Source organism: Acidiphilium sp. MT5 (genome assembly GCF_054767495.1).
On sequence record NZ_BAABMR010000002.1, the window covers coordinates 251,684 to 276,115 of the forward strand.

At 60.3% G+C, this 24,432-nt stretch carries 22 protein-coding genes; 4 read left to right on the forward strand and 18 right to left on the reverse strand.

Features of this window, described 5'->3' with window-relative positions; translation table 11 throughout:
- Positions 1-71: 71 nt before the first annotated feature.
- The 10 genes from ACYUCQ_RS03295 to ACYUCQ_RS03340 form a co-directional block, all read right to left on the reverse strand.
- Positions 72-701: a glutathione S-transferase family protein gene (locus ACYUCQ_RS03295; protein WP_460253077.1), complete on the reverse strand. Its 630-nt coding sequence runs from the start codon at positions 699-701 to the stop codon at positions 72-74.
- Positions 698-1,258, reverse strand: a complete 561-nt coding sequence (locus tag ACYUCQ_RS03300; RefSeq protein ID WP_460253078.1) for an HNH endonuclease — start codon at positions 1,256-1,258, stop codon at positions 698-700. The genes ACYUCQ_RS03295 and ACYUCQ_RS03300 overlap by 4 nt, the downstream gene beginning before the upstream one ends.
- A 161-nt stretch (positions 1,259-1,419) precedes the next feature.
- Positions 1,420-2,082, reverse strand: coding sequence for an alpha/beta hydrolase (locus ACYUCQ_RS03305; RefSeq protein WP_460253079.1), 663 nt, complete (start codon positions 2,080-2,082; stop codon positions 1,420-1,422).
- Positions 2,083-2,123: 41 nt separating this feature from the next.
- The gene (gene argB, locus ACYUCQ_RS03310; protein WP_460253080.1) at positions 2,124-3,041 is read right to left on the reverse strand and encodes an acetylglutamate kinase; all 918 of its coding nucleotides are present in this window, start codon (positions 3,039-3,041) and stop codon (positions 2,124-2,126) included.
- Between the two features lie 82 nt (positions 3,042-3,123).
- Positions 3,124-3,765 (reverse strand): ribosome biogenesis GTP-binding protein YihA/YsxC, encoded by a 642-nt coding sequence (gene yihA / locus ACYUCQ_RS03315; RefSeq protein WP_460253081.1) that lies wholly within the window; start codon positions 3,763-3,765, stop codon positions 3,124-3,126.
- Positions 3,766-3,772: 7 nt separating this feature from the next.
- Positions 3,773-5,563, reverse strand: coding sequence for a membrane protein insertase YidC (gene yidC / locus ACYUCQ_RS03320; RefSeq protein ID WP_460253082.1), 1,791 nt, complete (start codon positions 5,561-5,563; stop codon positions 3,773-3,775).
- Positions 5,563-5,838 carry a membrane protein insertion efficiency factor YidD gene (yidD, locus tag ACYUCQ_RS03325; RefSeq protein ID WP_460253083.1) on the reverse strand — a complete coding sequence of 92 codons (276 nt, stop codon included), beginning with the start codon at positions 5,836-5,838 and terminating at the stop codon, positions 5,563-5,565. Before yidD ends, yidC begins: the two co-directional genes overlap by 1 nt.
- Positions 5,835-6,215 (reverse strand): ribonuclease P protein component, encoded by a 381-nt coding sequence (gene rnpA, locus ACYUCQ_RS03330; RefSeq protein WP_460253222.1) that lies wholly within the window; start codon positions 6,213-6,215, stop codon positions 5,835-5,837. Before rnpA ends, yidD begins: the two co-directional genes overlap by 4 nt.
- A 97-nt stretch (positions 6,216-6,312) precedes the next feature.
- A complete protein-coding gene (gene rpmH, locus ACYUCQ_RS03335; RefSeq protein WP_003618086.1) occupies positions 6,313-6,447 on the reverse strand; it encodes a 50S ribosomal protein L34 in 135 nt (44 codons plus the stop codon).
- Between the two features lie 195 nt (positions 6,448-6,642).
- Positions 6,643-7,305: a hypothetical protein gene (locus ACYUCQ_RS03340; protein WP_460253084.1), complete on the reverse strand. Its 663-nt coding sequence runs from the start codon at positions 7,303-7,305 to the stop codon at positions 6,643-6,645.
- Between the two features lie 177 nt (positions 7,306-7,482).
- Between ACYUCQ_RS03340 and ACYUCQ_RS03345 the strand changes: the two genes are divergently transcribed.
- Positions 7,483-11,652 (forward strand): Hint domain-containing protein, encoded by a 4,170-nt coding sequence (locus tag ACYUCQ_RS03345; RefSeq protein ID WP_460253085.1) that lies wholly within the window; start codon positions 7,483-7,485, stop codon positions 11,650-11,652.
- Here the strand turns inward: ACYUCQ_RS03345 and ACYUCQ_RS03350 are convergent.
- Entirely contained in the window at positions 11,647-13,350 is a 1,704-nt protein-coding gene (locus tag ACYUCQ_RS03350; RefSeq protein ID WP_460253086.1) for a M3 family oligoendopeptidase, read from the reverse strand. The two genes, ACYUCQ_RS03345 and ACYUCQ_RS03350, sit on opposite strands and share 6 nt — an antisense overlap.
- Before the next feature lie 242 nt (positions 13,351-13,592).
- Between ACYUCQ_RS03350 and ACYUCQ_RS03355 the strand changes: the two genes are divergently transcribed.
- Complete coding sequence (locus ACYUCQ_RS03355) at positions 13,593-15,068, forward strand: S10 family peptidase (RefSeq protein ID WP_460253087.1); 1,476 nt, start codon at positions 13,593-13,595, stop codon at positions 15,066-15,068.
- A gap of 62 nt (positions 15,069-15,130) precedes the next feature.
- Here the strand turns inward: ACYUCQ_RS03355 and ureG are convergent, their stop codons facing one another.
- The 7 genes from ureG to ACYUCQ_RS03390 are packed head-to-tail and all read right to left on the reverse strand — an operon-like array spanning position 15,131 to position 20,021.
- Positions 15,131-15,739: an urease accessory protein UreG gene (gene ureG, locus ACYUCQ_RS03360; protein WP_460253088.1), complete on the reverse strand. Its 609-nt coding sequence runs from the start codon at positions 15,737-15,739 to the stop codon at positions 15,131-15,133.
- Positions 15,736-16,383 (reverse strand): urease accessory protein UreF, encoded by a 648-nt coding sequence (locus ACYUCQ_RS03365; protein WP_460253089.1) that lies wholly within the window; start codon positions 16,381-16,383, stop codon positions 15,736-15,738. Before ACYUCQ_RS03365 ends, ureG begins: the two co-directional genes overlap by 4 nt.
- Positions 16,376-16,816 carry an urease accessory protein UreE gene (locus ACYUCQ_RS03370; protein ID WP_460253090.1) on the reverse strand — a complete coding sequence of 147 codons (441 nt, stop codon included), beginning with the start codon at positions 16,814-16,816 and terminating at the stop codon, positions 16,376-16,378. Before ACYUCQ_RS03370 ends, ACYUCQ_RS03365 begins: the two co-directional genes overlap by 8 nt.
- Positions 16,817-16,827: 11 nt before the next feature.
- A complete protein-coding gene (gene ureC / locus ACYUCQ_RS03375; RefSeq protein WP_460253091.1) occupies positions 16,828-18,534 on the reverse strand; it encodes an urease subunit alpha in 1,707 nt (568 codons plus the stop codon).
- Between the two features lie 27 nt (positions 18,535-18,561).
- Positions 18,562-18,867: an urease subunit beta gene (locus tag ACYUCQ_RS03380; RefSeq protein WP_460253092.1), complete on the reverse strand. Its 306-nt coding sequence runs from the start codon at positions 18,865-18,867 to the stop codon at positions 18,562-18,564.
- Between the two features lie 7 nt (positions 18,868-18,874).
- A complete protein-coding gene (locus ACYUCQ_RS03385; RefSeq protein WP_460253093.1) occupies positions 18,875-19,177 on the reverse strand; it encodes an urease subunit gamma in 303 nt (100 codons plus the stop codon).
- Positions 19,178-19,199: 22 nt separating this feature from the next.
- Positions 19,200-20,021: an urease accessory protein UreD gene (locus ACYUCQ_RS03390; RefSeq protein ID WP_460253094.1), complete on the reverse strand. Its 822-nt coding sequence runs from the start codon at positions 20,019-20,021 to the stop codon at positions 19,200-19,202.
- Between the two features lie 103 nt (positions 20,022-20,124).
- On the opposite strand from ACYUCQ_RS03390, the gene ACYUCQ_RS03395 reads away from it, so the two are divergent.
- Positions 20,125-23,505, forward strand: coding sequence for a hybrid sensor histidine kinase/response regulator (locus ACYUCQ_RS03395; RefSeq protein WP_460253095.1), 3,381 nt, complete (start codon positions 20,125-20,127; stop codon positions 23,503-23,505).
- Positions 23,502-24,419 carry a response regulator gene (locus ACYUCQ_RS03400; RefSeq protein WP_460253096.1) on the forward strand — a complete coding sequence of 306 codons (918 nt, stop codon included), beginning with the start codon at positions 23,502-23,504 and terminating at the stop codon, positions 24,417-24,419. Before ACYUCQ_RS03395 ends, ACYUCQ_RS03400 begins: the two co-directional genes overlap by 4 nt.
- The last annotated feature ends 13 nt before the right edge of the window (positions 24,420-24,432 follow it).

Below are 24,432 nucleotides of genomic sequence, written 5' to 3' on the forward strand. Positions count from 1 at the left end.
ACACAGCGCGAATAAATAAAACAATCATTGGACGGAGACAACACGTTAGATCATCGCGAAGCCATGCGCGGTCAGGACGCGGCGGACTGCGCGGCTATTTCTGCGTCATCCAAGGCTGCGGCCCGACTATAGGCCGGGCGCGCGCTCAGGGTGCGAAAATACGCCTCGAATGCCGGGCGTTGCGGCACGGTGCCGAACATCAGGCCAAAGCCAATTTGCGAACCGACATACACATCCGCCGCCGAAAAGTGGTTACCCGCGAGGTAGGTTCGGTCGGTGATCGCGGCTTCGAGCACCTCGATCACCCGGTCATATGACCCGTAGCCAGCCATAGCTTCTTTGTCAGCGGGCGTGATGAAACCCAGAGCGCGATTGGTAATGGCAGCTTCGAGCGGGCCGGCGGCGAAAAATAACCAGCGATAATAGGCACCCCGTGCCGGATCGGTTGGGGCGGGTGCCAGCGCGGCGGCGGGGAATGCATCGGCCAGATAGGCACAGATGGCGGCGGTTTCGGTGACGATCATGCCATCATGATTGATCGCGGGGACTTTGCCCATCGGGTTGATCGCCAGATAATCATCGGATTTCATGCTGGCGCGATAATCGAGCCATTTGACGTGATAAGGCTCGCCAATTTCTTCGAGCATCCAACGGGCGATGCGACCGCGTGACATCGGGTTGCTGTATAAAGTGAGGCTCATGTTTCCAACTCGCTGTCCCAATAGAGGAAATCGCGCCAGCTCTCATGCAAATAATTTGGCGGAAAACCACGACCGCGATCCTGCAACTCCCAGGAATTGGGGCGGCGCGGGGTTTGGCGCGGAAACATTTTACATTCGCGCGGCAGCTTCGAGCCTTTGCGCAAATTACAGGTGCCACAGGCGGTCACCACATTTTCCCAGGTGGTGCGCCCGCCATGCGCACGCGGCACCACATGATCGAAAGTGAGGTCCGGCGCGGGGAGACGGCTCTGGCAATATTGGCAGGTGAAGCCATCGCGCAGAAACACGTTAAAGCGGGTGAAGGCTGGCTGGCGCGAGGCGGCGACGAAATCTTTCAGCGCGATCACCGAGGGCAAGCGCATCGCGAATGAGGTGGAATGAACCTCGTGGTCATATTCGGAAAGCACCGAAACGCGGTCAAGAAACACCGCTTTTACAGCGTCCTGCCAAGCCCAGAGCGATAACGGAAAATAAGAAAGCGGACGGAAATCCGCGTTCAGCACCAAAGCGGGAAAATTCTGCCCGCCGTCAGGCATCGGTACACTGATCCCGCAGTGGCACACAACCAAGAATTGTGAACACCGTTTTATGGGTCATCACGTTCGGACCCTGCGATAGGCTGCACGAATCGTCATACCCCTCTTATGGCAAAGAGGCGCCGCCTGGGCAAGGCGGGAGCGCAGTTGGATGGCCAATGTCAAGAGTTTGTCATCAATGTGCGGCTAAGCAAAGCTGCACCCGCATCCAGCCCCGCTTGATCGATGCCATGGGCGAGGCCGGGGATGAATAAGCCCTGCACGGGCACGTTGGCCGCGATCAACGCGGTTTGCGCCTCACGCGAGCGGGTGGGCGGAACCACGCTATCGGCCTCACCATGCACTAGCAACACCGGCGGCACACCGGTCATTTCACCGGCGAGTGAGGCTGGATCGATCAGGGCGCCGGAATAAGCGAGGATTGCACGCGGCGGCACCGCCCGGCGCAGGCCGGTGAACAGGGCCATCATCGCCCCTTGGCTGAACCCCATCAGCGCATAAGCATCGGGCGGTAATTGGTGGCGGGTGAGTTCGGCATCGATGAACGGATCGAGCGCGCCGCGCGCCCGCCGCGCCCCGGCACCGAGGGTGGCAGGGTCGAGTGAGCCGATGGGGAACCATTGGCGCCCCTCAAAGCCCGGCGGCGCCATATCGCACGGGTCCGGCGCGTTGGGCGAGGCAAACACGGTATTCGGCAAGGCTTTCGCCCAATAGGGCGCGAGCGAGATTAAATCATCGCCATTCGAGCCATAGCCATGGCAGAGGATTACCAGGGACCGGGCTGCACCGCCCGCAGCGGGGCCAAAGCGGGGACCATCAAGCATGTTTTCGCTCCTCTTTTCTCGCTTCAGGCGCAGGGTGCGGATTAGGCGTGGATCAGTGTGCCGATGCCGCCTTCGGTGAACAGTTCGAGCAGGCTGGCATGGGGGACGCGGCCATCGAGAATAGTGGCCCCTTTGACGCCGCCACGGACGGCGGCGATGCAGGTTTCCACCTTGGGGATCATGCCGCCGGAGATTGTGCCATCGGCGCGCAGCCGATCGATTTCGGCGATGGTCAATTCGGTCAGCAGCGCACCATCGCGCCCCAGCACGCCGGGAACATCGGTCAGCATCAGCAGGCGCTGGGCGCCGAGCGCGCCCGCGACCGCGCCGGCCACGGTGTCGGCGTTGATATTATAGGTCGCGCCATCGCTGCCAGAGCCGACCGGCGCGATCACCGGGATCAGCCCGGCGCCGGTCAAAGCATGGATCACGCGCACATCAATCTCTTCCGGCTCACCGACAAAACCGAGATCAAGCGCGGTTTCGATGGCGCTGCCCGGATCGCGGCGCATGCGGGTGAGTTTGCGCGCCCGAATCAGCCCGCCATCCTTGCCGCAAATGCCGACGGCGAGGGCACCGGCTTTGTTGATCAGGCCCGCGACCATTTTATTGACCGTGCCGGCCAGCACCATTTCCACCACCTCGACCATCGCGGCGTCGGTGACGCGCAGACCATCGATGAAGGTGGATTGGATGGCGAGGCGATGCAGCATCGCGTTGATTTGCGGGCCGCCGCCATGCACCACCACCGGATTGATGCCGACCTGCTTGAGCAGGGCGATGTCCCGGCCAAAGCCTTCGGCGAGGCTATCCTCGCCCATGGCGTGCCCGCCATATTTCACCACGATGGTGGCCCCGGCATAGCGGCGCAGATAGGGTAATGCATGGGCGACGATGCGCGCTTGTTCGGCCGCGTCGGCGTGGCGATCGGCAGGACGATCGGCAAGGCGGTCGTTCATGGAGGCCCTCATGCGTTGGTGATCGAGATTGTGATTGCCGAGTCTGTGGTTGCCGCGTCTATGTAAGCGCCGCCGCCGCGGGTCAAGCGGCGAGTGCGGCCAGGACGGCGCGTAATTCATCCATGCCCACGCCGGTTTCGCTCGATGTCACGATAACATCATGCAAGGCGGCGGGATGTTTGCGGGCCAGGGCTTGGACCTCGGCGCGTTTGCGGGCCAAGGCGTCGGGCTTGAGCTTGTCGGATTTGGTCAGCACCAGTTGGAACGCCATCGCCGCTTTATCGAGCAAATCCATCACCGCGTGATCGGCGGGTTTATCTTCGACGCGGGCATCGAGCAGCAAAAACACCCGGCGCAGATTGGGCCGACCGCGCACATAATCGAACATCAGCCCCTGCCAGTCGCGCTTGATTGAGCGCGGGGCTTCGGCATAGCCATAGCCGGGCATATCGACCAGAACCAGATTGCGGCTGCCTACCGCGAAAAAATTGAGCTGGCGGGTGCGCCCCGGCGTGACGCTGACCCGGGCCAAAGCGCGCATGCCGGTGATGGCGTTGATCAGGCTGGATTTGCCGACATTGGACCGGCCAGCCAGCGCGATTTCGGCGCCCTCGGCGGGTGGCAGGCTGGCGCGGGTTTGGGCGGCGTGGAAAAATTGCGCGCCTTGGGCGAACAGCACCCTGCCCGCTTCGATCGCGACTTGGTCGTCTTGCGGGTGGTCCATGCCCGGATCAGCTCTTTGACGGCAGTTTTTCCGCCGCTGCGGAAACCCGCAGGCGGTGTGCGTGATGCAGCTTCATGATGATCCATTGCTGGACCATCGTGAGGAAATTATTGGTGATGTAATAGAGCACCAAGCCGGCGGGGAAGCTGGCCAGCATGATGGTGTAGATCACCGGCATGAGCTGCATGATCCGCGCCTGGGCGGGGTCTGCGGGCGGCGGGTTGAGGCGCTGCGAGCCATATTGCGCGAGGCCCATCAGGATGGGCAGCACCCCCACATGCAAAAGCGGCAGCAAGGCGGAGGGATGGAACGGCAGCAGGCCGAACAGATTGAAAATATTGGTCGGGTCGCGCGCCGAGAGATCATGCACCCAGAGATAGAACGGCGCATGGCGCATTTCGATGGTGATGAAAATAACTTTATACAGCGCGAAAAAGATCGGCACTTGCAGCACCATCGGCAGGCAGCCGGCGGCGGGGTTCACGCCTTCGAGCTTGTAGAGCGCCATGATTTCTTTTTGCTGACGGCCGACATCGTCTTTGATGCGTTCGCGCACGGCGGCGACTTTGGGGGCGACGTCGCGCATTTTCGCCATTGAGAGGAACGAGGTGCGCACCAGCGGGAACAGCACCAGCTTCAGGCAGATGGTGAAGACGATAATGCCCACGCCGAAATTGCCGAAAATCCGGCCCAGCGTGTTCAACGCGAGGAACATCGGCTTGGTCAGCAGATAGAGAATGCCGAAATCGATCGCTTTGTCGAAGCTGGGGATATGGTATTGCGCGCCATAGGCGTTGAGGATGCTGAGCACTTTGGCGCCGGTGAAGACATGCAGTTCCATGCTCGCGGTTGCGCCGGGGGCGACGCTGAGGGGGGTGCTGCGCACCATATCGACCTGATAGGCCCCGTCATCGGCCTTGCGGCCGGCGACATCGCGGTAGCGATAGGCGGTGGTGACGGTTTCATCGGGTGCGGGGATCAGAGCTGTCAGCCAATATTTGCCGGTGATGCCGGCCCAGCCGCCGGGGGCGGTGGTGCTGAAGGCCTGGCCGTCTGGTTTGTTTTTGGCGTTGGAGCGGGTGTCCACATAGTTCAGCGTGTGCAAGGTGCCTTTGAACACACCGAGCGGGCCTTTATGCATGATTAGGCTGCCCGGCACTTTGGGCAGGTAATCCCGGCGGATGCGCGACCAGGGATAGGCGGTGATCGGGGCGGCGGAGCCGTTGCTGATCGCCTGATGCACGGTGAACATATAGCGCTGATCGATGCCGAGGATGATTTTGAAGGTGATGTTCTGCGGATCGGTCCAGCTCAGCGTGACGTCATGGCCGGGGGTGAGTGCGCCGGTGGAGGCGGTCCAGATGGTGCTGGCGGTGGGCAGCGCGAAGCCGGAATTGGGCGGGGCGTCCCAGCCAAATTGCACGAAATAGGAATGGGCGTGGCCGGGGCGCGACAGCAAGGTGACCAAGGGGGATTGGGGCGAGACGGTGGTGTGGTAACGGGTGAGCACCAGATCATCGATTTTCGCGCCGCGCAGGCTGATCGAGCCTTGGACGTCCGGCGCGGTGATGGTCACGCGCGGGGCCGGGCCAATTTGCGCTGCACTGTTTTGCGCCGGAACGCTACCGGCTTGGGGCAGCGGCGCCACGCCGGGCTTCGTGGCTTGGGCGGACGCCGCATTATGCACCAGCGCCGATGGTTTGGGCTTGGGCAGGAAATGATTGGCGAGGAGGTTGAAGATTAGGAAAATCGCCAGCGACAGGGCGACCGCCAGAATCATGCGCTTATTACTATCCATCAGAGGGTCCTGTCAGGCGTGATGTGCTCGCACATCAGAGGATGGCGAGCGGAGCGGGGTGGCACTGGGTCAAACCCGCCGGGATGGAAGGGGTGGCAGCGGCAGAGGCGGCGGACGGAAAGCGCTGTGCCACGACCCGCGCCGTGGGTGGCGATGGCCTCCAGGGCATAGCTGCTGCAGGAGGGCATGAACCGGCATTGGCCGCCAAACAATGGCGATAGGGCAATTTGATAGAGGCGCACCAAGGCGGTGAGAAAGCGGGACGTGCGGCTCATGGTTGCGGGCTTGCGGCGGTTGGCGGGTTCGCACGATCAAGCAGCTCGGCCAGGGTTTGGCGCAGGGCGGCGAAGGCGATTTTGCCGGTATCGTGCCGGGCGATCAAAACCAGATCGAACCCGGCGCAGGGCTGGTTGGCGGTGCGGCGATCCGCGAGGGCGAGGCGTGCGGCTTCGCGCAGGCGGCGGCGCGCACGGTTGCGAATGACGGCGTTGCCGACTTTGCGACTCGCGGTGAGGCCGAGCCGCATGGGCTGGTCCGGGCTGGTGAGCAGGGTTTGCGCGACCAAACCGGGATAAGCCCGCTTTTGCCCACGCGCGGCGGCGCGGAGAAAATCGGCGCGTTTCGGCAAGGGAGGCGGCGGCGAGCCTGTCACGCTGGACACTTTCGGTTTCACCCTGGGCGGTTGCACGCGAGGCCGTGAAAACGCCCGACCTTATCGATAAAGTTCAGGCGCGTTGCACGGGCTGGTGTTACGCCGAGAGGCGCTTACGACCCTTGGTCCGGCGATTGGCGATGACCTTACGGCCGCCGACCGTTTCCATACGGGACCGGAAACCGTGGCGGCGCTTCCGGACGAGCTTCGAAGGTTGATAAGTCCGCTTCACGGCGAGCACTCCACAACGAGAAAATTAAAACGATGAGAACAGAGTAACGCAGCCGCGATCGGGTGATGCGGCCGTGCCGGGTGGCTATAGGACAAGGAAGGGCGAGACGTCAATTCTGCGGGGGGCGCGGGCCGGAGCGTTCAGGTTCGTTCCATTTTATTTCTAATCCGGAACGATTTGGGCATGATTCCGCACCTAGCGCTCGAAGTTGATTTTTGCGCGGGCGGGGGGAGCGTAAATATGGCCGGGGAGTGTGGGGCGTGGCGGCGGAGCAGGAGGGTATTTTGCCAGCATATAGTCGTAAAATGACGGCTCCGGTTTTTCGCTCCGCCGCGCTGGTTTGCGCGCTGGTTTGGGGCGAGGTGGGCGCGGTTTGCGGGGTAATTTGAGGTAAGCGGGGAGCGGGATCGCGAGCATGTGGCAGATTGGGCGCAGCACGCGACCGATGCGGGGATTTGCGGTGTGGAGGCGCGACAAGTCTGGGTCTTCGAGGAAGCGGATGAGATGGCCGCGAACATAGGGGATGTGATGGCCGGGGAAGGTTTGCAGCAGCCAGCCATTTTGCCCCGGCAATTCGCTCCTTTTTGCGCCGGTTTGAGGAGGTGGCGCTGGTGCTTCTGCGGGTTCGGGCGCGGTTTGAGCTTTCGCGCCGGGTTTCCGTTCGCGGATGGGGCGGGGATTGCAGGAGAGAGAACGAAAACGGCGGGCGAGGAGCGAAATACGGTGCCAGACGGCCCACTTGAGCGAAAGATTAAAGCGGGCATAGTCGGGGGCGCCGAGGGTTTTGCGGAGCATGTGCGCGATCGCGGTGAAGCGGTCGGCGAGACTCTGTGCGAGGGGGTTAGTGACCTGCTCCATTTCTCTAACATGGCACAGGAGGGGGTGGGTGCGAAAGGGGAAAATGAGCGAGAGAAGAAATGGTGGCATTGGTGGAGGTGTGCCGAAAAAAATTTCGGCTGGCGTGTCATTTCTGTGAGGCTTCGTCGTTTTAGTGATGATCAGGGCGGCGGTGCCCTGGATTCGAGGGAGCATTTGATGAGCACGACAACGCAGACGAGCTGGACGGGTTTGAGTGGTGATTGGTCGGACGCGCTGATTTGGTCTGATGGCGTTCCGCAGAATGATGGTACGGCGGTTCAGATCACGGTCAGTCTGCCGGGCACGATTACGGTCGCGGCTGGCGAGAGTTTCACTGTCGGCGATTTTAATTTTGTGGCGGGCAGCGCTCTGCTTGATATCAATGGCATATTGACGCTCGCCGGGCCGGCGAGCAGCCTGGCGGGGACTATTGGCGGGGCGGGCGCAGTTTTTGTGGGCGGTGGTGGCAGCGCGGTTTTGGCACCCGGCCTCGTGTTAAATGTGGCAACATTGGCGATTAGCAATCCGAATAATTATGGCGATAGCGGCGCTGTTACGCTCGGCGGCAATTTGACCGATGCCAATACGTTCATTGTGAATGTTCACGATTTCGATACGGGAGGCGGCGGGGTGTTGAACCTCGCGGGCTATACGCTTTCGCTCACCGGCTATGCCGGGCTGTATGGGACGATCAGCGGGCCAGGGGAGATTCTGGCGAGTGGCGATGGGGCGATTGGCAGCAGCGTGAATAGCACTGACAATCTGATCGGCGGCGGTGCGACGATTTATGTGGCGGGTAGCCTTAATCAGGTTGGCAATATCGCGCTCGGCACGACAGCCACCGACACGGCGGACATGATTATTGGATCGCACGGGACGCTCAGTATTTACGATGATTCGAATATTCGGACCGATAGCACGCTGAGCGGCGGCGGGCTGATTATCAATGTTGGCGTGATCCAAAAGCTCGGCGGTGTCGGCGATAGTGTGATTGGCCCGACCTTGATTAATGGCGGGACGATTATTGATGCGAGTGGCGCGATGACCGAGACGGGGCTGCTGATCAATAACGGGCTGATTTATGTTGGTTCGACGGATACGGCGGTCGCTGGCGGTGAAACATTCAGTGCTGGCAATGTCACGATTGATCCGTCCGCTTCAGGGACTTTTGTGATTGAGCAGAATGATACGCTTGCCTTGTCTGGCTCGGTGGGGGCGAACCAGACGATTAGCTTCGCATCGAACGGGGTATATAGTTATCTGGGTGGTGGGGGCGTATTGCAACTCAGCGACGTTTCGCAGTTCAACGCGCCGATTGCCAATTTGGGGCCGAGCGACACGATTGAGGTGACGGGTTCCAATATCCAATATGCCACTTATACCGATCCGAGTGGTTCCAGCCCCGGCAAATTGCTGCTTTATAACACGCCGACGCTCTCGAACGGCGAGAACCCTGTTGCGGTATTGACGCTGGGTGGGCCGACATACCCGGTTGGCCCGAAAGAATATTTCGATGGCGGCAATGTTACGATTGTGATCCAGCGTGGGCCGAATTTGGCCTCGACGCTTTCGACCGATTCCTGGACCGCTGGGTCGGGCAATATGTCCACCGATACGAACTGGAGCCAAGGGATTGCGCCCGACACCGCTGCGGTGGCGGCTTTTGGCAATGGCCTCAACACGGATACGGTTACGATTTCCACGCTGATTGCGGTGAACGCGATTGCTGCGGCCCCGATTACGTTCGATCAGACGGGTGGCGTTTTAGGGGTCGAAAATGGCGGTAATATCGATGGCGCTTATGATCAGTCGGGGGGAATTTTGGATATTGGCGGCACCCTGGCTCTGAATGGCGGGGGCACTATTGAGAACGTCCAAGGGCTTGGCGAGATTCTGTTCAACGGGGGCAATTTTGTCCTGGGTGATTCGCTGACGACGCCGAGTTTCACGCTGTATTCAGAGATTGTTGGCCTTGGCGGCTCGGCGACGCTGACCCCGCTGGGCAGCGAAAGTTTCAATACCCATGCCGAGTTTAATGGCGGCACGATTGGCGGCACCGGCACGCTTGATCTCTATGGCTTATCGGATCTGGCCAATGTGGATGTGGCCAGCGGTGCGACGCTGATCGATGGTAATTCGGGGACGATGAATCTGCTGGGCAATGTCACGCTCGGCTCAGGTAGCACCAGCGCGGTTGCAACGATGACCATTGCGCAACCGGCAACCTTAGCGTTTCTTGGCGATTACCAGTTCGCCATGAATGGCAGCGCCTTGCTTAGTAATGCCGGGATGATTGAAAAAGTTGGTGATGGCGGGGCAGCGCAGATTGCGGCCCCGCTGATTAATGAAGCGGGTGCAACGTTGGACGCGGTGGCGGGCGGGTTATTTCTCGATGGCGGCGGCACGTTGGGCGGGCTACTGGAGGGTTCTGGTTCCATCGTGCTGGCTGGTGCGACTTTTACGCTGGCGGCGGGAGCGACGCTCAATACCGGCACGATTGAACTGGCCGGTGTTAATCCGTTCGATCCCTCGGCGGAATTGGTGCTGGCCGGCAATCAGGAATTTGCCGGCGCGTTTATTGGCAACGGGCAATTTTTCTATCCGGTTACGGTTGCGCTCGGCAATTATACAGCGACCTTTGCGGCGGCGGATAATCGGTTCGGCAATATGGTGTTCACCGACCCTGGCACGGTGAGCGTGACGGGCGGTGGCGTGATTAACGCACTGTCGGTCAATAATGACGTGGTGTTTGTTGATGGCGGGTCAATCGATCAGACGGGTAATTTGTATCTGGGTAATGCGAGCACCGATAACTCTGCGATCAGCATTGCGACGGGTGGGGTTTACGACCTTATCGGGGCGAGCGAAATCCAGGCGAATGGATCGGTTTCGCTGGTCAATGCGGGCTTGCTGGAGGGCAATATCGGCAGCGGATCTGCGATTATCCAGGCGAGGATCAGCAATAGCGGGGCTGGCACGATTGCGGCCATTTTTGGATCGCTGGTGGCCGAGGGACCGGTTGTCAATGATGGGCTGATAACGGTGGCGGCTGGTGCATCGCTCGCGATGGGTGGCGCGCTCAGTGCGGATATTGGCCAAACCGGGACGCTTGCGATTTCGGGGGGATCGGTTGATCTGAACGGCGCGGTGGCTGCCGATCAAACTTTGGTGTTTGGTGGATCTGGGGGGATGGTGCAGATTGGTGATGCCGGTGGATTTGCGGGGGTGATTGAAGGGTTCGGCACGGCTGATATTTTGCAGATTGACGGGCTGGGCGTGCCCAATATCAGCTATAACAGCGCAACATCATTACTGACGTTATCGGGTGCTGGGGCGATAACGCTCGACATGCCGGGTTTGGATATTACCAATCTGATTGCGGTGACCAACGCCTCTGGCACGGCGCTTGAGGGGCCGATGCCGTGCTTTGCCGAGGGCACTCGGCTGCTTGGCGCGCGGGGCGAAATTGCGGTGGAGGAATTGGCGGTGGGGGACCGGCTGGTACTCACCAATGGTGGCCTGGCGCCGGTTATTTGGATTGGACGCCGCACGATTGACTTGACGCGGCATCCACGAGCGGAGGCGGTGATGCCGGTGCGGATTATGGCGGGGGCGATCGGCGATGGGGTGCCGTCGCGCGATCTGCTGTTATCGCCCGATCATGCGGTGTTGCTGGATGGGCATTTGATTCCGGCGAAAGTGCTGGTGAACGGGACGACGATTCGATCGGAGAGAAAACGGTATGTCAGTTACTATCATGTCGAGTTGGTCGACCATGCGGTATTGATGGCCGAGGGGCTGGCTTGTGAATCATATCTGGAGACCGGCAATCGTGATGCGTTTGAGAATGGTGGCGGCGCTATCGCGCTGCATCCGGCATTTGGACCGATGGATGCGGACTGGCAGGCGGTTCGCGTGCAGCGTAGTTGCGCGCCGTTGGCGGAAGCCGGGCCTATCGTTGAGCGGGTGCGCACACGGTTGCTGGCGCGGGCGGGGCTGAAGCTGACCAGCGACCCGACCCTTGTTGGTCGGCGCGAGGCGGATGGCTCGGTGGTGATCAGGAGCCGCAGCGCAGTGCCGGGGCATGTTTCACCCGATCCGCGTGATCGGCGCCGGTTGGGCGTTAAAATCGGCGCCATTGTGCGGGCGGATGGGCGGAGGGTGCCGCTTGATCATCCCGGATTGACCAAGGGTTGGCATGATCCAGAACCTGATGGGCGTTGGACCGATGGCGATGCGGTGATACCGGCAGCCTTGGTTGGGGACGGGGTACCCCAGCTTGTTGTGGTAGCCAGCGAGGTTTATCTGATGCCGGAGGTGGCGGGGCGCGCTCATGCGGCTTTATGATAATATTGGCGCGTAATGTGCGGGTTGATTGGCGAGGAAGGTTTCGGCTTGGTTGATGAGGGCGGCGAGCACGCCGGGGTCGAAAGGGGATTTTAGGGCGGCGCCGTTGAGTAATTCCAGGAAGGAGGCGGTGCCGCCGCGGGCGCAGAGGGCTAAATAGCGGTCAAGCGCGGCTTGTTGGTTTTGGGTGGCGGCGACCCAGAATTGTAGGGCGCAGCAGCAAGCCAAGGCGTAGTCGATGTAATAAAACGGGATCAGGAAGTAATGCAGCACGCTGTGCCAGGTGGCGCCGGTTTCGGCGTGGGCGATGTCGCCGTAATCGCGCCAGGGCATGTAGAGGCGTTCGAGTTTGCGGTAGATGGCGTGGCGTTCGGACGGGGTTGCTGTGGGGTTGGCGTAAATTTCGTGTTGGAAATGATCGCCGAGGGCGCAACTGACGAGCACCCGCAGGAACGATTCTAGATGCATTTTCTGAAAACGCTCGACCGCTTCATCGCCGACCAGCAGGCCGATATGCGGATAGGTGAGCATTTCGAGTGCCATTGAGTGGATTTCGCAGGCTTCGTTGGTCGGCCAGATTGTATCGATCGGGCCGATTGCACGGCTTTCATAGGCTTGCAGTGCGTGGCCCATTTCGTGGGTGAACACGCCGATATCATCGTGGGTGCCGTTGAAATTGGCGAAAATGACCGGCATGCCGTGGGTTGGCAAATAATCGCAAAAGCCGCCGGGCGCTTTGCTGGGGCGGGTTTGCAGATCGAGGAAGCCGCCTTCGTTCATCAGGCGGAAAAAATCGCCGAGCCTTGGGTCCATGCGATCAAACAGGGTTTGGCCGGCGGCGACCAGCGTATCGTGATCGCCTTGCGGGGTGGGATTGCCCTGCGGGTCGATCAAGGGTTCGTCCCAGGCGTAGAGCCTGTCCCAGCCTTGGGTTTGGCGGCGTTGTTCGAGGATGCGGGCGAGCAGCGGCACCACGCTGTTTTGGATTTCGGTGCGATAGCGCGACACGTCCGCTTCGGTGTAATCGATGCGGCGCATGCGCTGATAGCCGAGTGCGGTGAAGTTTGGATAGCCGAGATCTTGCGCCATCGAGGTGCGCAGTTTGACTAACTGATCGAAAATACTGTCGAATTGCTCTGAATTTTTCTTGAAGAATTGCCATTTGGCTTGGGCGGCTTGGTGCCGGGTTGTGCGATCAAGGCTTTCGGCGAAGGGTTGCAGGCCGGAAAGATTGACGGTTTGGCCGGCAATGGTCAGGCGGGCGGCGGCGGTGCGTTCGGTGTAGGCGGCGGTGAGTTTGTTTTCGGCTTCCAGGCGCTCGGCAATGATCGGGTCAAAGGTGGTGATGTCGGTCTGCCAAAGGCGCACCACATGCGCGCTGACGGCGGCGGTGAGTGCGGCGCGATCCGGCATGGCGAGCAGGCGGCGTTTGATCGCGATCTCATGGCCGGTGGCGATGGGGCCGAGTTCATCGGCCTGCTCGCGGGTGGCTTTGGCCGCAGGATCGGTGGTGTCTTGCTGAAAGCGCAGCTCCGCCAGCGCGGCCCAGGTGGCGTAATCGCGGCGTTGGCGATCCCATTGCGCCAAGGCGGCGGGCAGATTGCCTTGGTCCAGCAGCGCATTGATGGCCGCGTGCTGGGCGGCCAGGGTTTCGGGCGATGGGGTGGGGGCGGTGATGTCGCTGAGGCGGGGGGTCATTTGAGTTGATTATGCCGGGTGGGGCGGGATTGTCTAGGCTGGAGGGTGGGGCGATCCGTGGGTATTCACGATGTCGAGATCGCGCCGAGATTGGCTGGTGAGACTCGGCTTGGTGTGATCAGGATTGGCGTTATCGCGCGTGGTTGCACCGGCTGGCGGTTTGCTTGACGGTGCAGACCGGATCAGGAGTGAAATTTTGCTGTGCCGGATGATGCCGATTTTAACCCTAAGAGCGAGGTTTTATGACAGACGCTACGACGACCGAGGCTGCCACTGCGACCAAAGAGCCGGTGATGGTGCCAGATACTGAGCCGCCGCGGCGGTTTGTGACGTCGCACAGGGGTGTGTTTGCGGGCAAGACGGTTGCTTATCAATGTATCGCGGCGGAGGCGCATCTGTGTGGCGCTGACGGCAAGGCGCGGGCCAGCATTTTTTCGTTCAGCTATCTCGCCGAGACGGGTGCGGCGACGGAGCGGCCGGTGATTTTCATTTTCAATGGCGGGCCTGGTTCGGCCTCGTTATGGTTGCATATGGGGGCGATGGGGCCACGGCGCGTGGTGGTGCCGAGCGATGCGAGCCTTGCGGATAATGGGCCTTATCGGGTGGTGGATCATGAGGCTTGTTTGATCGATGTGGCGGATTTGGTGTTCATTGATCCGCCGGGCACCGGGTTCAGCCGGGCGATTGGCGCGGCGAAGGCGGATGCGTTTTGGGGGGTGGCGGCGGATGCGGAGATTATCGGCGATTTTATCAGCCATTGGCTAACGACGCATCGGCGTTGGGCATCGCCGCGCTATTTATGCGGCGAGAGTTATGGCACGACGCGCGCCGTGGCGGTGGCGGGACGGTTGGCGGGTGATTTGGCCGGGATTGCGATGAGCGGCATCATGCTGATTTCGCCGATCCTGGATTTTCATACGGCGCGCTTTGAGCCAGGCAATCCGATGGCGGATGCGTGCTTTTTGCCGACTTATGCGGCGACGGCGCTTTATCATGGCTGCGTGCAAGCCCCTGAGGGCCGCGCTGACTTTCTGAATGAGGCGCGCCGGTTTGCCGCCCATGATTATTTGCCAGCGTTGTTTGCGGGATCGGCGCTGGCGCCGGAGATTTATCAACAGGTGCGCGGCCAATTGGCGCGCTTGACCGGCCTTTCGGCGGCGTGGCTCGATCGCACCCGGTTGCGGATTGAGCCAGCGCGGTTTCGCAAGGAATTGCTGCGGGCACAGGGTTTGACCGTTGGCCGGTTCGACAGCCGGTATCGGGGGGTTGATTTTGATGAGGCTGGGGAATCGCCGGATGCCGACCCTTCATCCTACGGCATGGACCATGCCTATGTGTCGGCGATGCAGGATCATCTAACACGGGTGTTGGCGATTGACGGGGATCGACCTTATCGGGCGTTTAATATGGAGGTCGCGAAAGGCTGGGACTGGATCGGGCCGAAGAGTGAGGGCGTTGCGCCGTGGCCGCGTTATACCAATGTCGCGCCGACGCTTGGGCGACTGCTGCGCGAAAGCCCATCGTTACGGGTGCTGATTGCCAGCGGATATTATGACATTGCGACACCGTTTTACGCGGCGGAGAGCACGATTGCGCGCAACGGCATTGATGCGCGGCGGATTGCGATGAAATATTACGAGGCTGGGCATATGATGTATTTGCATGATCCATCGCTGGAGGCGTTGATGCGGGATCTGCGGCAATTTGTTGCGGCGTGATGGGTGATCAGCCCATGATGGATTGGTGTGACACGCCGTCATCCGGGGGCGCTACCCTTTGCTTATGCCAAACCGCCTGCCTGGATGATGAACGTTGCAATCTGATCGACGCCGATGCCGGCGCGGATATTGGCAAATACGAAAGGCCGTTCGCCGCGCATGCGCTTCGCATCCCGATCCATCACCGATAGATCGGCCCCGACATAGGGTGCTAGATCGATTTTGTTAATCACCAGCAAATCGCTGCGGGTAATACCGGGGCCGCCTTTACGCGGAATTTTATCACCGGCTGAAACATCGATGACATAGAGGGTAATATCGGCGAGTTCGGGGCTGAAGGTCGCTGCCAGATTATCGCCGCCTGACTCGATGAGAATAACATCTAACCCTGGAAACTGCTCTGATAATTCGGCGACGCCTGCCAAATTCGCGCTGGCATCTTCGCGGATCGCTGTGTGCGGACACCCGCCGGTCTCGATGCCCAAAATTCGTTCCGGCGCCAATGAGCCGGCCCGCGTTAAAAACTCGGCGTCCTCTTTGGTGTAAATGTCGTTGGTGATCGCCGCAATGTTGAACCGTTCGCGAAATCGTCGGCATAACGCATCCATCAATGCGGTTTTGCCGGAGCCGACCGGCCCGCCCACCCCTACGCGCAACGCCGTTTGACTCATGACCGAAATAACCTCGTATATTGCGTTTCATGGCGCATTGATGCGATCTCCGCCGCCACACAAAATCCACCCAGCGCCGTCAAGGGAGCATCGCGGCTGGCCCGCGCTTGCGCGATGATCACTGGCTCTAACGCTGCCTGCACTGCGAGACCGGCATTTTGCCCCAACGGGATCAGCCGGACGCCGGCTGAGACGAAATTGGCGACCCAAGCCTGCAGATAGGCTAAAACCACCATCTCCTCGTCAATACCCCGGTGCGCTGCGAGCCGCCCTACCGCCAGCGGGTAGGCGCGGGACGGTGCTGCGGCTTCATTCCAAGGCGCCGACGCGAGGCCGAACGCCGCCCCTTGCTGCATCGTCTCAGCGGCCAGTTCGCGGCTAGGGGCCAAGGCTTGCGCGATCTCGGCCAATACCGCCTCATCATCGCCGCGATAAGCATGGCTGCGATAAGCATGGCGCAGCAAAATCGCATCATTGCGCGCGGCACCCGCGACCAGCGCGGCTTCTAACCATGTGCGCAAAGCGGGCCCGTCAGCGACCGCCCCGGCCTCGACCGCCCATTCCAACCCGTGGGAATAAGCGAAGCCGCCCGTTGGGAAGCTGGGCGACAGCCAGGTCATTAATTGCACCAGCGCCTCAGCCATGATCATGCGCATAGGCCCCGGATTCCGGATCAAACGGTGCTTCAAGCCGTTGCACCTGCGCGCCCAAGCCACGCACCATCGCCTCGATCACATGATCGGACCGGATGACCAACGTGCCTTCGCCAAAGGCGACATCCAGATGCCGATTGCCCAGATGCCAAGCCAATCTGATGAGTAAGGCTGGATCACCGGTGATCTCAGCAATCGGCTCCTGGGCTGCCACCACCCGCACCAACCCATCCGCCCCACAATCGAGCGCATCGCCCTCGCGCAGATGGGTGGCTTCCGGCAAATCCAATAGTAATTCGGTGCCGGTATCGGTGCGCAGCCTTATGCGCCGCCGGTAGCGGCGATCGTAATCGAGCGTGATTATATCAACCGCCTGCCCAATCTGCCAGGTTCCGCAAGGGATCACGCGGTCTGCGCGCATCATCAGGGGCATCCTTAAAATAGGAAATAACGCTGCGTCATTGGCAGCGTCTCTGCTGGTGCGCAGGTCAATAATTCGCCATCGGCGCGCACCTCATAGGTCTCGGGGTCGACCTCGATTTGCGGTGTTGCATCATTATGGATCATGTCTTTTTTGCTGATTCCGCCGCGGGTATTCTCGACTGCACATAGCATGCGCTCCAGACCCAGACGGTGCCCGATCCCATCGCTGAGTGCGGCTTGGGAGATAAAACTGATGCAACTCGCGGCCATCGCGCGGCCAAAGGCACCGAACATGGGCCGCGCATGCACCGGCTGCGGTGTTGGGATGGAGGCGTTGGGGTCACCCATCATGGCGAAGGCAATGGTTCCGCCTTTGATCACCAAATCAGGCTTGACGCCAAAAAATGCAGGATTCCACACGATCAAATCGGCAAGCTTGCCCACCGCGACCGAGCCGACATGGCGCGCTAAGCCATGCGCGATGGCCGGATTGATGGTATATTTGGCGATATAGCGCTTGATGCGCTGATTATCGGCGGCGTTGTCACCCGAGAGCGCGCCGCGCTGTGATTTCATTTTATGCGCTGTCTGCCAAGTGCGCAGGATCACTTCACCGACCCGGCCCATCGCCTGACTGTCCGACGACATCATCGATAACGCCCCTAAATCATGCAGAATATCTTCGGCGGCAATTGTCTCTTTGCGAATGCGGCTCTCGGCGAAGGCTAAATCCTCGGGGATCGAGGGATCGAGATGATGGCACACCATCAGCATGTCTAAATGCTCGTCTATGGTATTCACGGTATAGGGCCGGGTTGGATTGGTGGAGCTTGGCAGCACGTTGGCCAAGCCCGCGACCTTGATAATATCGGGCGCGTGCCCGCCGCCGGCGCCTTCGGTATGGAATGCATGGATGGTGCGGCCCTTGAAGGCAGCGATCGTGTCTTCGACGAAGCCGCTTTCGTTCAGCGTGTCGCTATGGATCATCACTTGCACATCAAAGCGGTCGGCGACTGACAAGCAGTTATCGATGGCGGCAGGCGTGGTGCCCCAATCCTCGTGCAGTTTTAAGGCGCAGGCGCCGGCGCGCACCATCTCTTCAAGGGCTGCCGGGCGCGAGGCGTTGCCCTTGCCCGCGAAGCCCAGATTGACCGGGAAGCCTTCTGCGGCTTGCAGCATGCGTGCCAAATGGAATGGCCCCGGCGTGCAGGTTGTTGCCGCCGTGCCGGTGGCGGGGCCGGTGCCACCGCCGAGCATGGTGGTGATTCCTGACGCGATGGCTTCCTCCACTTGCTGTGGACAGATGAAATGGATATGCGCATCAATGCCGCCAGCCGTGATGATTTTGCCTTCGCCTGCGATGATCTCGGTTCCTGGCCCGATGATGATGGAAACACCGGGCTGGATGTCGGGATTACCCGCTTTGCCAATGGCGCTGATCCGGCCATCAATGATGGCAATATCGGCTTTCACGATGCCCCAATGATCGATGATCATGGCATTGGTGATGACGGTATCAGCCGCGCCCTCGGCCTGGCTGCGTTGGGATTGGCCCATGCCATCGCGAATGACTTTGCCGCCACCGAATTTTACCTCTTCACCATAGATGGTAAAATCCTGCTCCACCTCCGCGAACAAATTGGTATCGGCAAGCCGCACGCGATCACCGACGGTGGGGCCGAACATGTCCGCATAGGCGCGGCGCGACAGGCTCACCATCACAATTTTCCCATCACAAATCTCCCATCACAAATCTCCCATGACCAGGCCACGAAAACCATACATAATTCGGGCGCCGCTCAAGGCCACTAACGTCACGCTGCGGGTCTGTCCTGGTTCAAACCGCACTGCCGTGCCGGCTGGAATATCGAGGCGAAACCCATGCGCTGCCGCCCGATCAAAGTGCAGAGCTTGATTGGTTTCAGCGAAATGATAATGGCTGCCGACCTGGATCGGGCGATCCCCTGCGTTGGCCACCGACAAACTCAAGCGGGCGCGCCCTTCATTCAGCGTGATCTCGCCAGCGGCACAGATAATTTCACCTGGGATCATGACAGCCTCACCGTATCGGTTCGTGAACGGTCACCAGTTTGGTGCCATCGGGAAAGGTTGCTTCGACTTGCACATCGTGGATCATCTCGGCGATCCCGTCCATGATTTGTGCGCGGCTCACCACATGAGCCGCCTGTTCCATCAACTGAGCGACGCTCAGCCCATCGCGCGCTCCTTCCACCACAAAATCGGTGATCAGGGCGATGGCTTCTGGGTAGTTCAGCTTGATCCCACGCTCTAGGCGCCGCCGGGCCACGATGGCGGCCATGGCGATCAGTAGTTTGTCCTTTTCGCGTGGTGACAGGTTCATGATTTTGCGCCCTTTGAGTGCCCTAGCATCCCCAAACCCTCGGCATGGCCCGTCCTTCGCGCAGCACATTGAGCACGCGCCGCACCAGCATGCGCAGCGCTTCGCCGCTTTGTGCCAAAATACGCACCACCAGGAGCTGATTCCAAGCGCTGGCGCCTGCCTGCTCAGCGCCCAAGGCCGCCCGCACGGCGACTAACCATTGCTCCGCATCGATGTCTGCCAGCAGAATTGTCGCCATCGCCCTTGCTCCGCCCAACATCGCGCTATGGCTCTGCGCCTGTTGAAAATCCTGCGGTGGGCAAAGCCGATCCAAAAACACCACTCGACCATCGCGAATAATCTCGAGCCGGTCCGAAAAATCCAAGTGCTGCACAATCTCGCCCATTGCCGCACGACCGAACACCAGCGATTCCACCCCGAGATATCGCCCTGCCCCGGCGATTTCGACGCGGGTTTGGCGGGTCAGGGCGGCTTGATCGAACAAGATTGTTTCCTGCGGCAAAAACTCCACCACCGCCCCTTCGGCCACCACCAATCGGACATCGATCCGCGCTGGATCATCCAGGGCGCTGGCGCGATAGACCCGTTCCGCCCCCTGGGTGCTGATGATCAGCCGGGTATCGATGCCTGTTGCAATATCGATATCAAGCCGGTCACCGCCCGCGATGCCGCCACCGGTATTGAGTAAGACCGCCGTGGCAAAATTCTCCTGCTCGGCGCGCACCAGGCGCAGGCGCAAGGCCCCCGCTTGATAGAGCCGTGCCATAACCGTCTGTGCCTCACGTTTGCACACGGCAAAACCAATCGACCCCACCGAGCGTTGCGCCATCGCCACAGCATCCATCGACGCAGGATGGCATAGTCGCTCAGCATCGTCCATGCGCCATTTGACCCATAGACCCGTTTTTGCTCTTGGCAGCGGGCCAAAGTTTCGTCAGCCTAGCGGGATGACCCGATATCAGAAAGTGATCCATGAGCGACGGCGATATAATCAATGGGTCGCGAACCAAACCTGGGAGGATTTTGCACTGCGGTTCACCGCAACCCAAGCGCGGCGCTGGTCCGCGCTGAGTGTGGGGAATACGGCGCTGGGGGCGATTTCGTTCCTGGCCTGCGAAGCGATTGGCGGCGCGATTACGCTGAGCTTTGGCTTCGCCAATGCCATGGCGGCGATCATTGCTGTGGGTGTTTTGATGTTTGCGCTCGGCTTGCCGATTTGCCTGGCGGCCACGCGCAATGGTGTTGATGTTGACTTGCTCACGCGGGGTGCGGGCTTTGGTTATATTGGCTCGACCATTACATCGTTGATTTATGCCTCGTTCACCTTCATCCTGTTCGCCATTGAAGCCAGCATCATGTCCGAAGCGATCACCATGGTGCTCGGCATCCCGCCTTGGATTGCCCATATTATCAGCGCTCTTGCGGTTTTGCCGATTGCCGCCTTTGGCATTCGCGCGATCACCCGGCTGCAAGCCTGGACCCAGCCGCTCTGGCTGCTGTTGCAATTTGTGCCCTTAGGGTGGCTCGCTTGGCATCACCGCGCTAATCTGATCGCCTGGAGCCATTTTCCTGGCCTGCACCATACCGAGCATTTGGCGCTGCTGCCCTTTGGCATGGCGGCCTCGGTTTTGCTCTCGCTGCTGCCGCAAATTGGCGAGCAGGTTGATTATCTGCGCTTCCTGCCGGAGGTGACCGCCGATAACCGGGTGCGCTGGTGGAGCGCTCTGCTGATCGCGGGACCGGGCTGGGTGCTGATTGGCTGCGCGAAACTTGCCGCTGGTTCATTCCTCGCTTTTCTCGCGTTGCAAGCCGGTGCCAGCGCGTTTGAGAGTGCGCAGCCGGCCATTTTGTATCATCTTGCCTTTCTCGACGTGTTTCACGCGCCTCTGCTCGCCGCCGCGTTGACGCTCATTTTCGTGGTCACCTGCCAGCTCAAAATCAACGTGACCAATGCTTATGCCGGGTCAATCGCGTGGTCGAATTTTTTCTCGCGCCTGACCCATGCCCATCCGGGCCGCGTTGTGTGGGTTGCGTTTAATATCGGCCTGTCGTTGCTATTGATGGAAATTGGCATTTACCGGATCATTGGCAGTATTCTTGGTATTTACGCCAATTTTGCAATTGGTTGGCTTGGGGCCGTGGCCGCCGATCTGATCATCAACAAGCCGCTTGGCCTCAGCCCGCCTGGCATTGAATTCAAGCGGGCTTATTTGCATGATATTAATCCGGTTGGCGTTGGTGCGATGGCTCTCTCGGTGCTCACCTCGACCTTGATGAGCCTCGGCCTGCTCGGCGTCACCGCGCATGCGCTCGCGCCGTTCGGCGGGCTTGCGGTCGCGCTGATTGCATCCCCGGTTATCGCTTGGGCGACCGGCGGGCGCACCTATCTGGCCCGCCAACCGCTCAACCCGAGCGGCCCGCAGCCGGCGAGCCAGCGCTGCATTGTTTGTGATAATAGCTATGAAACGCCCGATATGGCCGCCTGCCCTGCCTATCGTGGGCCGATTTGTTCGCTCTGCTGTTCGCTGGAAGCGCGCTGCCATGATGTTTGCAAACCCCAAGCGCCGTTCGGCGCCCATCTCAATACCGGCCTTAACCGGCTGCTCGCGCAACTGAGGCTGCGCCCGCGCCTGAGCCCGGACAGTCGGATTGGCCCTTTTATCGGCGTGCTCACGCTGTTCACCGTGGCGAGCCTGTCGCTCCTGCTGCTGATTGGCTTTGAAATTGACCGGCTGGCGCCCGCCGCCCGCACCGCGATCAATGACCGGCTGGGGGCTGTTTTTGCGGCTTTGTTCATTATCTTCGCGATCGTTGCCTGGCTGTTAGTGCTGGCCCATGCCAGCCGCCGCGCTGCTGAAGCTGAGAGCCATCGGCAAACCGAGATGCTGATGGCCGAGATCGAAGCCCATGACCGCACGGATGCGGCGTTGCAAGCGGCAAAAGAGGTTGCCGAATCAGCCAATCTTGCCAAAAGCCGCTATATTGTTGGGGTGATTCACGAAATTCGTTCACCACTCAATGCCGTGTCCGGCTACGCCCAATTGCTGGAGCGCGCCGGTGCGATTGAGCCGGCGGATGCGGCCCGGATTATTCGGCGCAGTGCTGAGCATCTTTCCAATCTTGTTGATGGCTTGCTCGATATTGCCAAAATCGAGAGCGGTTCACTCCAACTGCACCGAGACCGGGTCAATCTTGCTGAATTCCTGGATCAAATCAGCGATATGTTCCGCTTGCAGGCCGCTGCCAAAAATCTGAGCTTTATTGATGATCGCCCGCCCACCCTGCCCCGCTTTGTGTACACCGACGAAAAGCGCTTGCGGCAGATTCTGCTCAATCTGCTCTCCAACGCGATCAAATATACCCAAGCTGGCAGCATCACGCTTCGGCTGCGCTTTCGCAGTGAGGTTGCGGAGTTTACCATTCGCGATACCGGCATCGGTATCCGGCCTGATGATCTGAGCCGCATTTTTGAGCCGTTTGAGCGTGGCCGCCATGCCAACCATGCCAGCATCCCTGGCACCGGCCTTGGTCTGACCATTAGCAAACTGCTCACCCAAATCCTCGGCGGTGATCTCACCGTGGATAGCCATGAAGGGCAAGGCAGCGAATTTCGCCTGCGCCTACTGCTGGCCACCGCGCTTGCATCGCCGCATGATGATGCGAACGCGGCGCGCGCCGAACGCCGCCCTCTGGCTTATGCAGGCCCGCGCCGCTCCATCCTCGCGATTGATGATGACCCTGCCCATCTTGATTTGCTGCGCGAAATTCTGATTCCGCTGGGCTTTACCCTCAACACCGCGCCCGATGGCCCCACCGGCCTTGCCTGCGCGCGCGACCATGAGCCGGACCTTGCCATTCTGGATGTTTCGATGCCCGGCCTGTCCGGTTGGGATGTTGCTGCCATCCTGCGTGCCACCCCGCGCCAATCGCCCGATGCTTTGCGCATCATTATGCTCTCAGCCAACCTGCATGAATTGAAAACGACCGAACGCCCGCAACCTCATGACGCCTTCCTTGCCAAGCCCACCGATATTCGTGCGCTGCTCGATCAAATCGGCACGCTGCTTGCCCTGGACTGGATTGACAGCCCAGCCGCGATCACCACGCCACCGAGCCGCCCCGCACGCCAAGACCTTGCTGATCTGCTCGAACTCGCGCATATCGGCTATGTTAGTGCCATGACCGCACGGCTTGCTGAAATCGCGGCGCGCACGCCAACCGCCCAGCCCTTTATTGCCATGTTGCAAACGCTGGTCGATCAATTTGACCTCAGCCGCCTCACCGCCCTGCTTGAAGCCGCCATTACTCAGGATGAGTCCGCCTCGTGACGAACAGCATTAATCCAATCGCTAAGCGCGATACCATCCTTGTTGTCGATGACACGCCCGACACGCTCGGTTTTCTCACGCGCGCTCTCGATCATGCCGGGATGACCGTGCTCGTTGCGACCGGCGGCGACGCGGCGCTGCGCCTGCTCAGCCGCATCACCCCTGATTTGATCCTGCTTGACGCGGTGATGCCTGGGCTTGATGGCTTTGAGACCTGCCGCCGCCTCAAAGCCGACCCTGTGCTGCAAGACATCCCGGTGATTTTCATGACCGGCCTCTCGGACACCCAAGACGTTGTGCGCGGCCTGGAGGCTGGCGGCGTTGATTACGTGGCCAAGCCCATTGTTCTTGATGAATTGCTCGCGCGCATTCGCGTGCATCTCGGCAATGCCCGCACGGCGACGCGCACGCGTGCCGCCCTTGACGCCACGGGCCGGTTCCTGGCCGCCGTTGATGCTAGCGGCACGCTGATTTGGTGCACGCCGCAAGCCGCCGCCTTGATTGCGGACGCGCAAGCTCTAACATCTTTTGCCCTGCCCAAACCACTGGTCACCCGCCTGCAATCGGACCCTGCGAGCCTGACCACCGAAACGCCCATCACCCATGGCCGTAAAATCATTAGCATTGCCTATTTGAGCCGCACTGGACCCAACGAATTCTTGTTCCGGCTGCGCGAACAAAACCCTGGCCAAGACGAGGCTTTTCTGCGCGATTTTCTCTCGCTCACCACCCGCGAAGCCGAAGTGCTGATCTGGATCGCGCGTGGTAAATCCAACCGCGACATCGCTGATATTCTGGGCATCAGCCCACGCACCGTGAACAAACATCTGGAGCAGATTTTTGTGAAACTCGGCGTTGAAAATCGAGCCTCGGCAGCGGCCCTGGCGGTTGGCGCGCTGGCGCGGCGAAGTTGAATGGAAGCCGTGA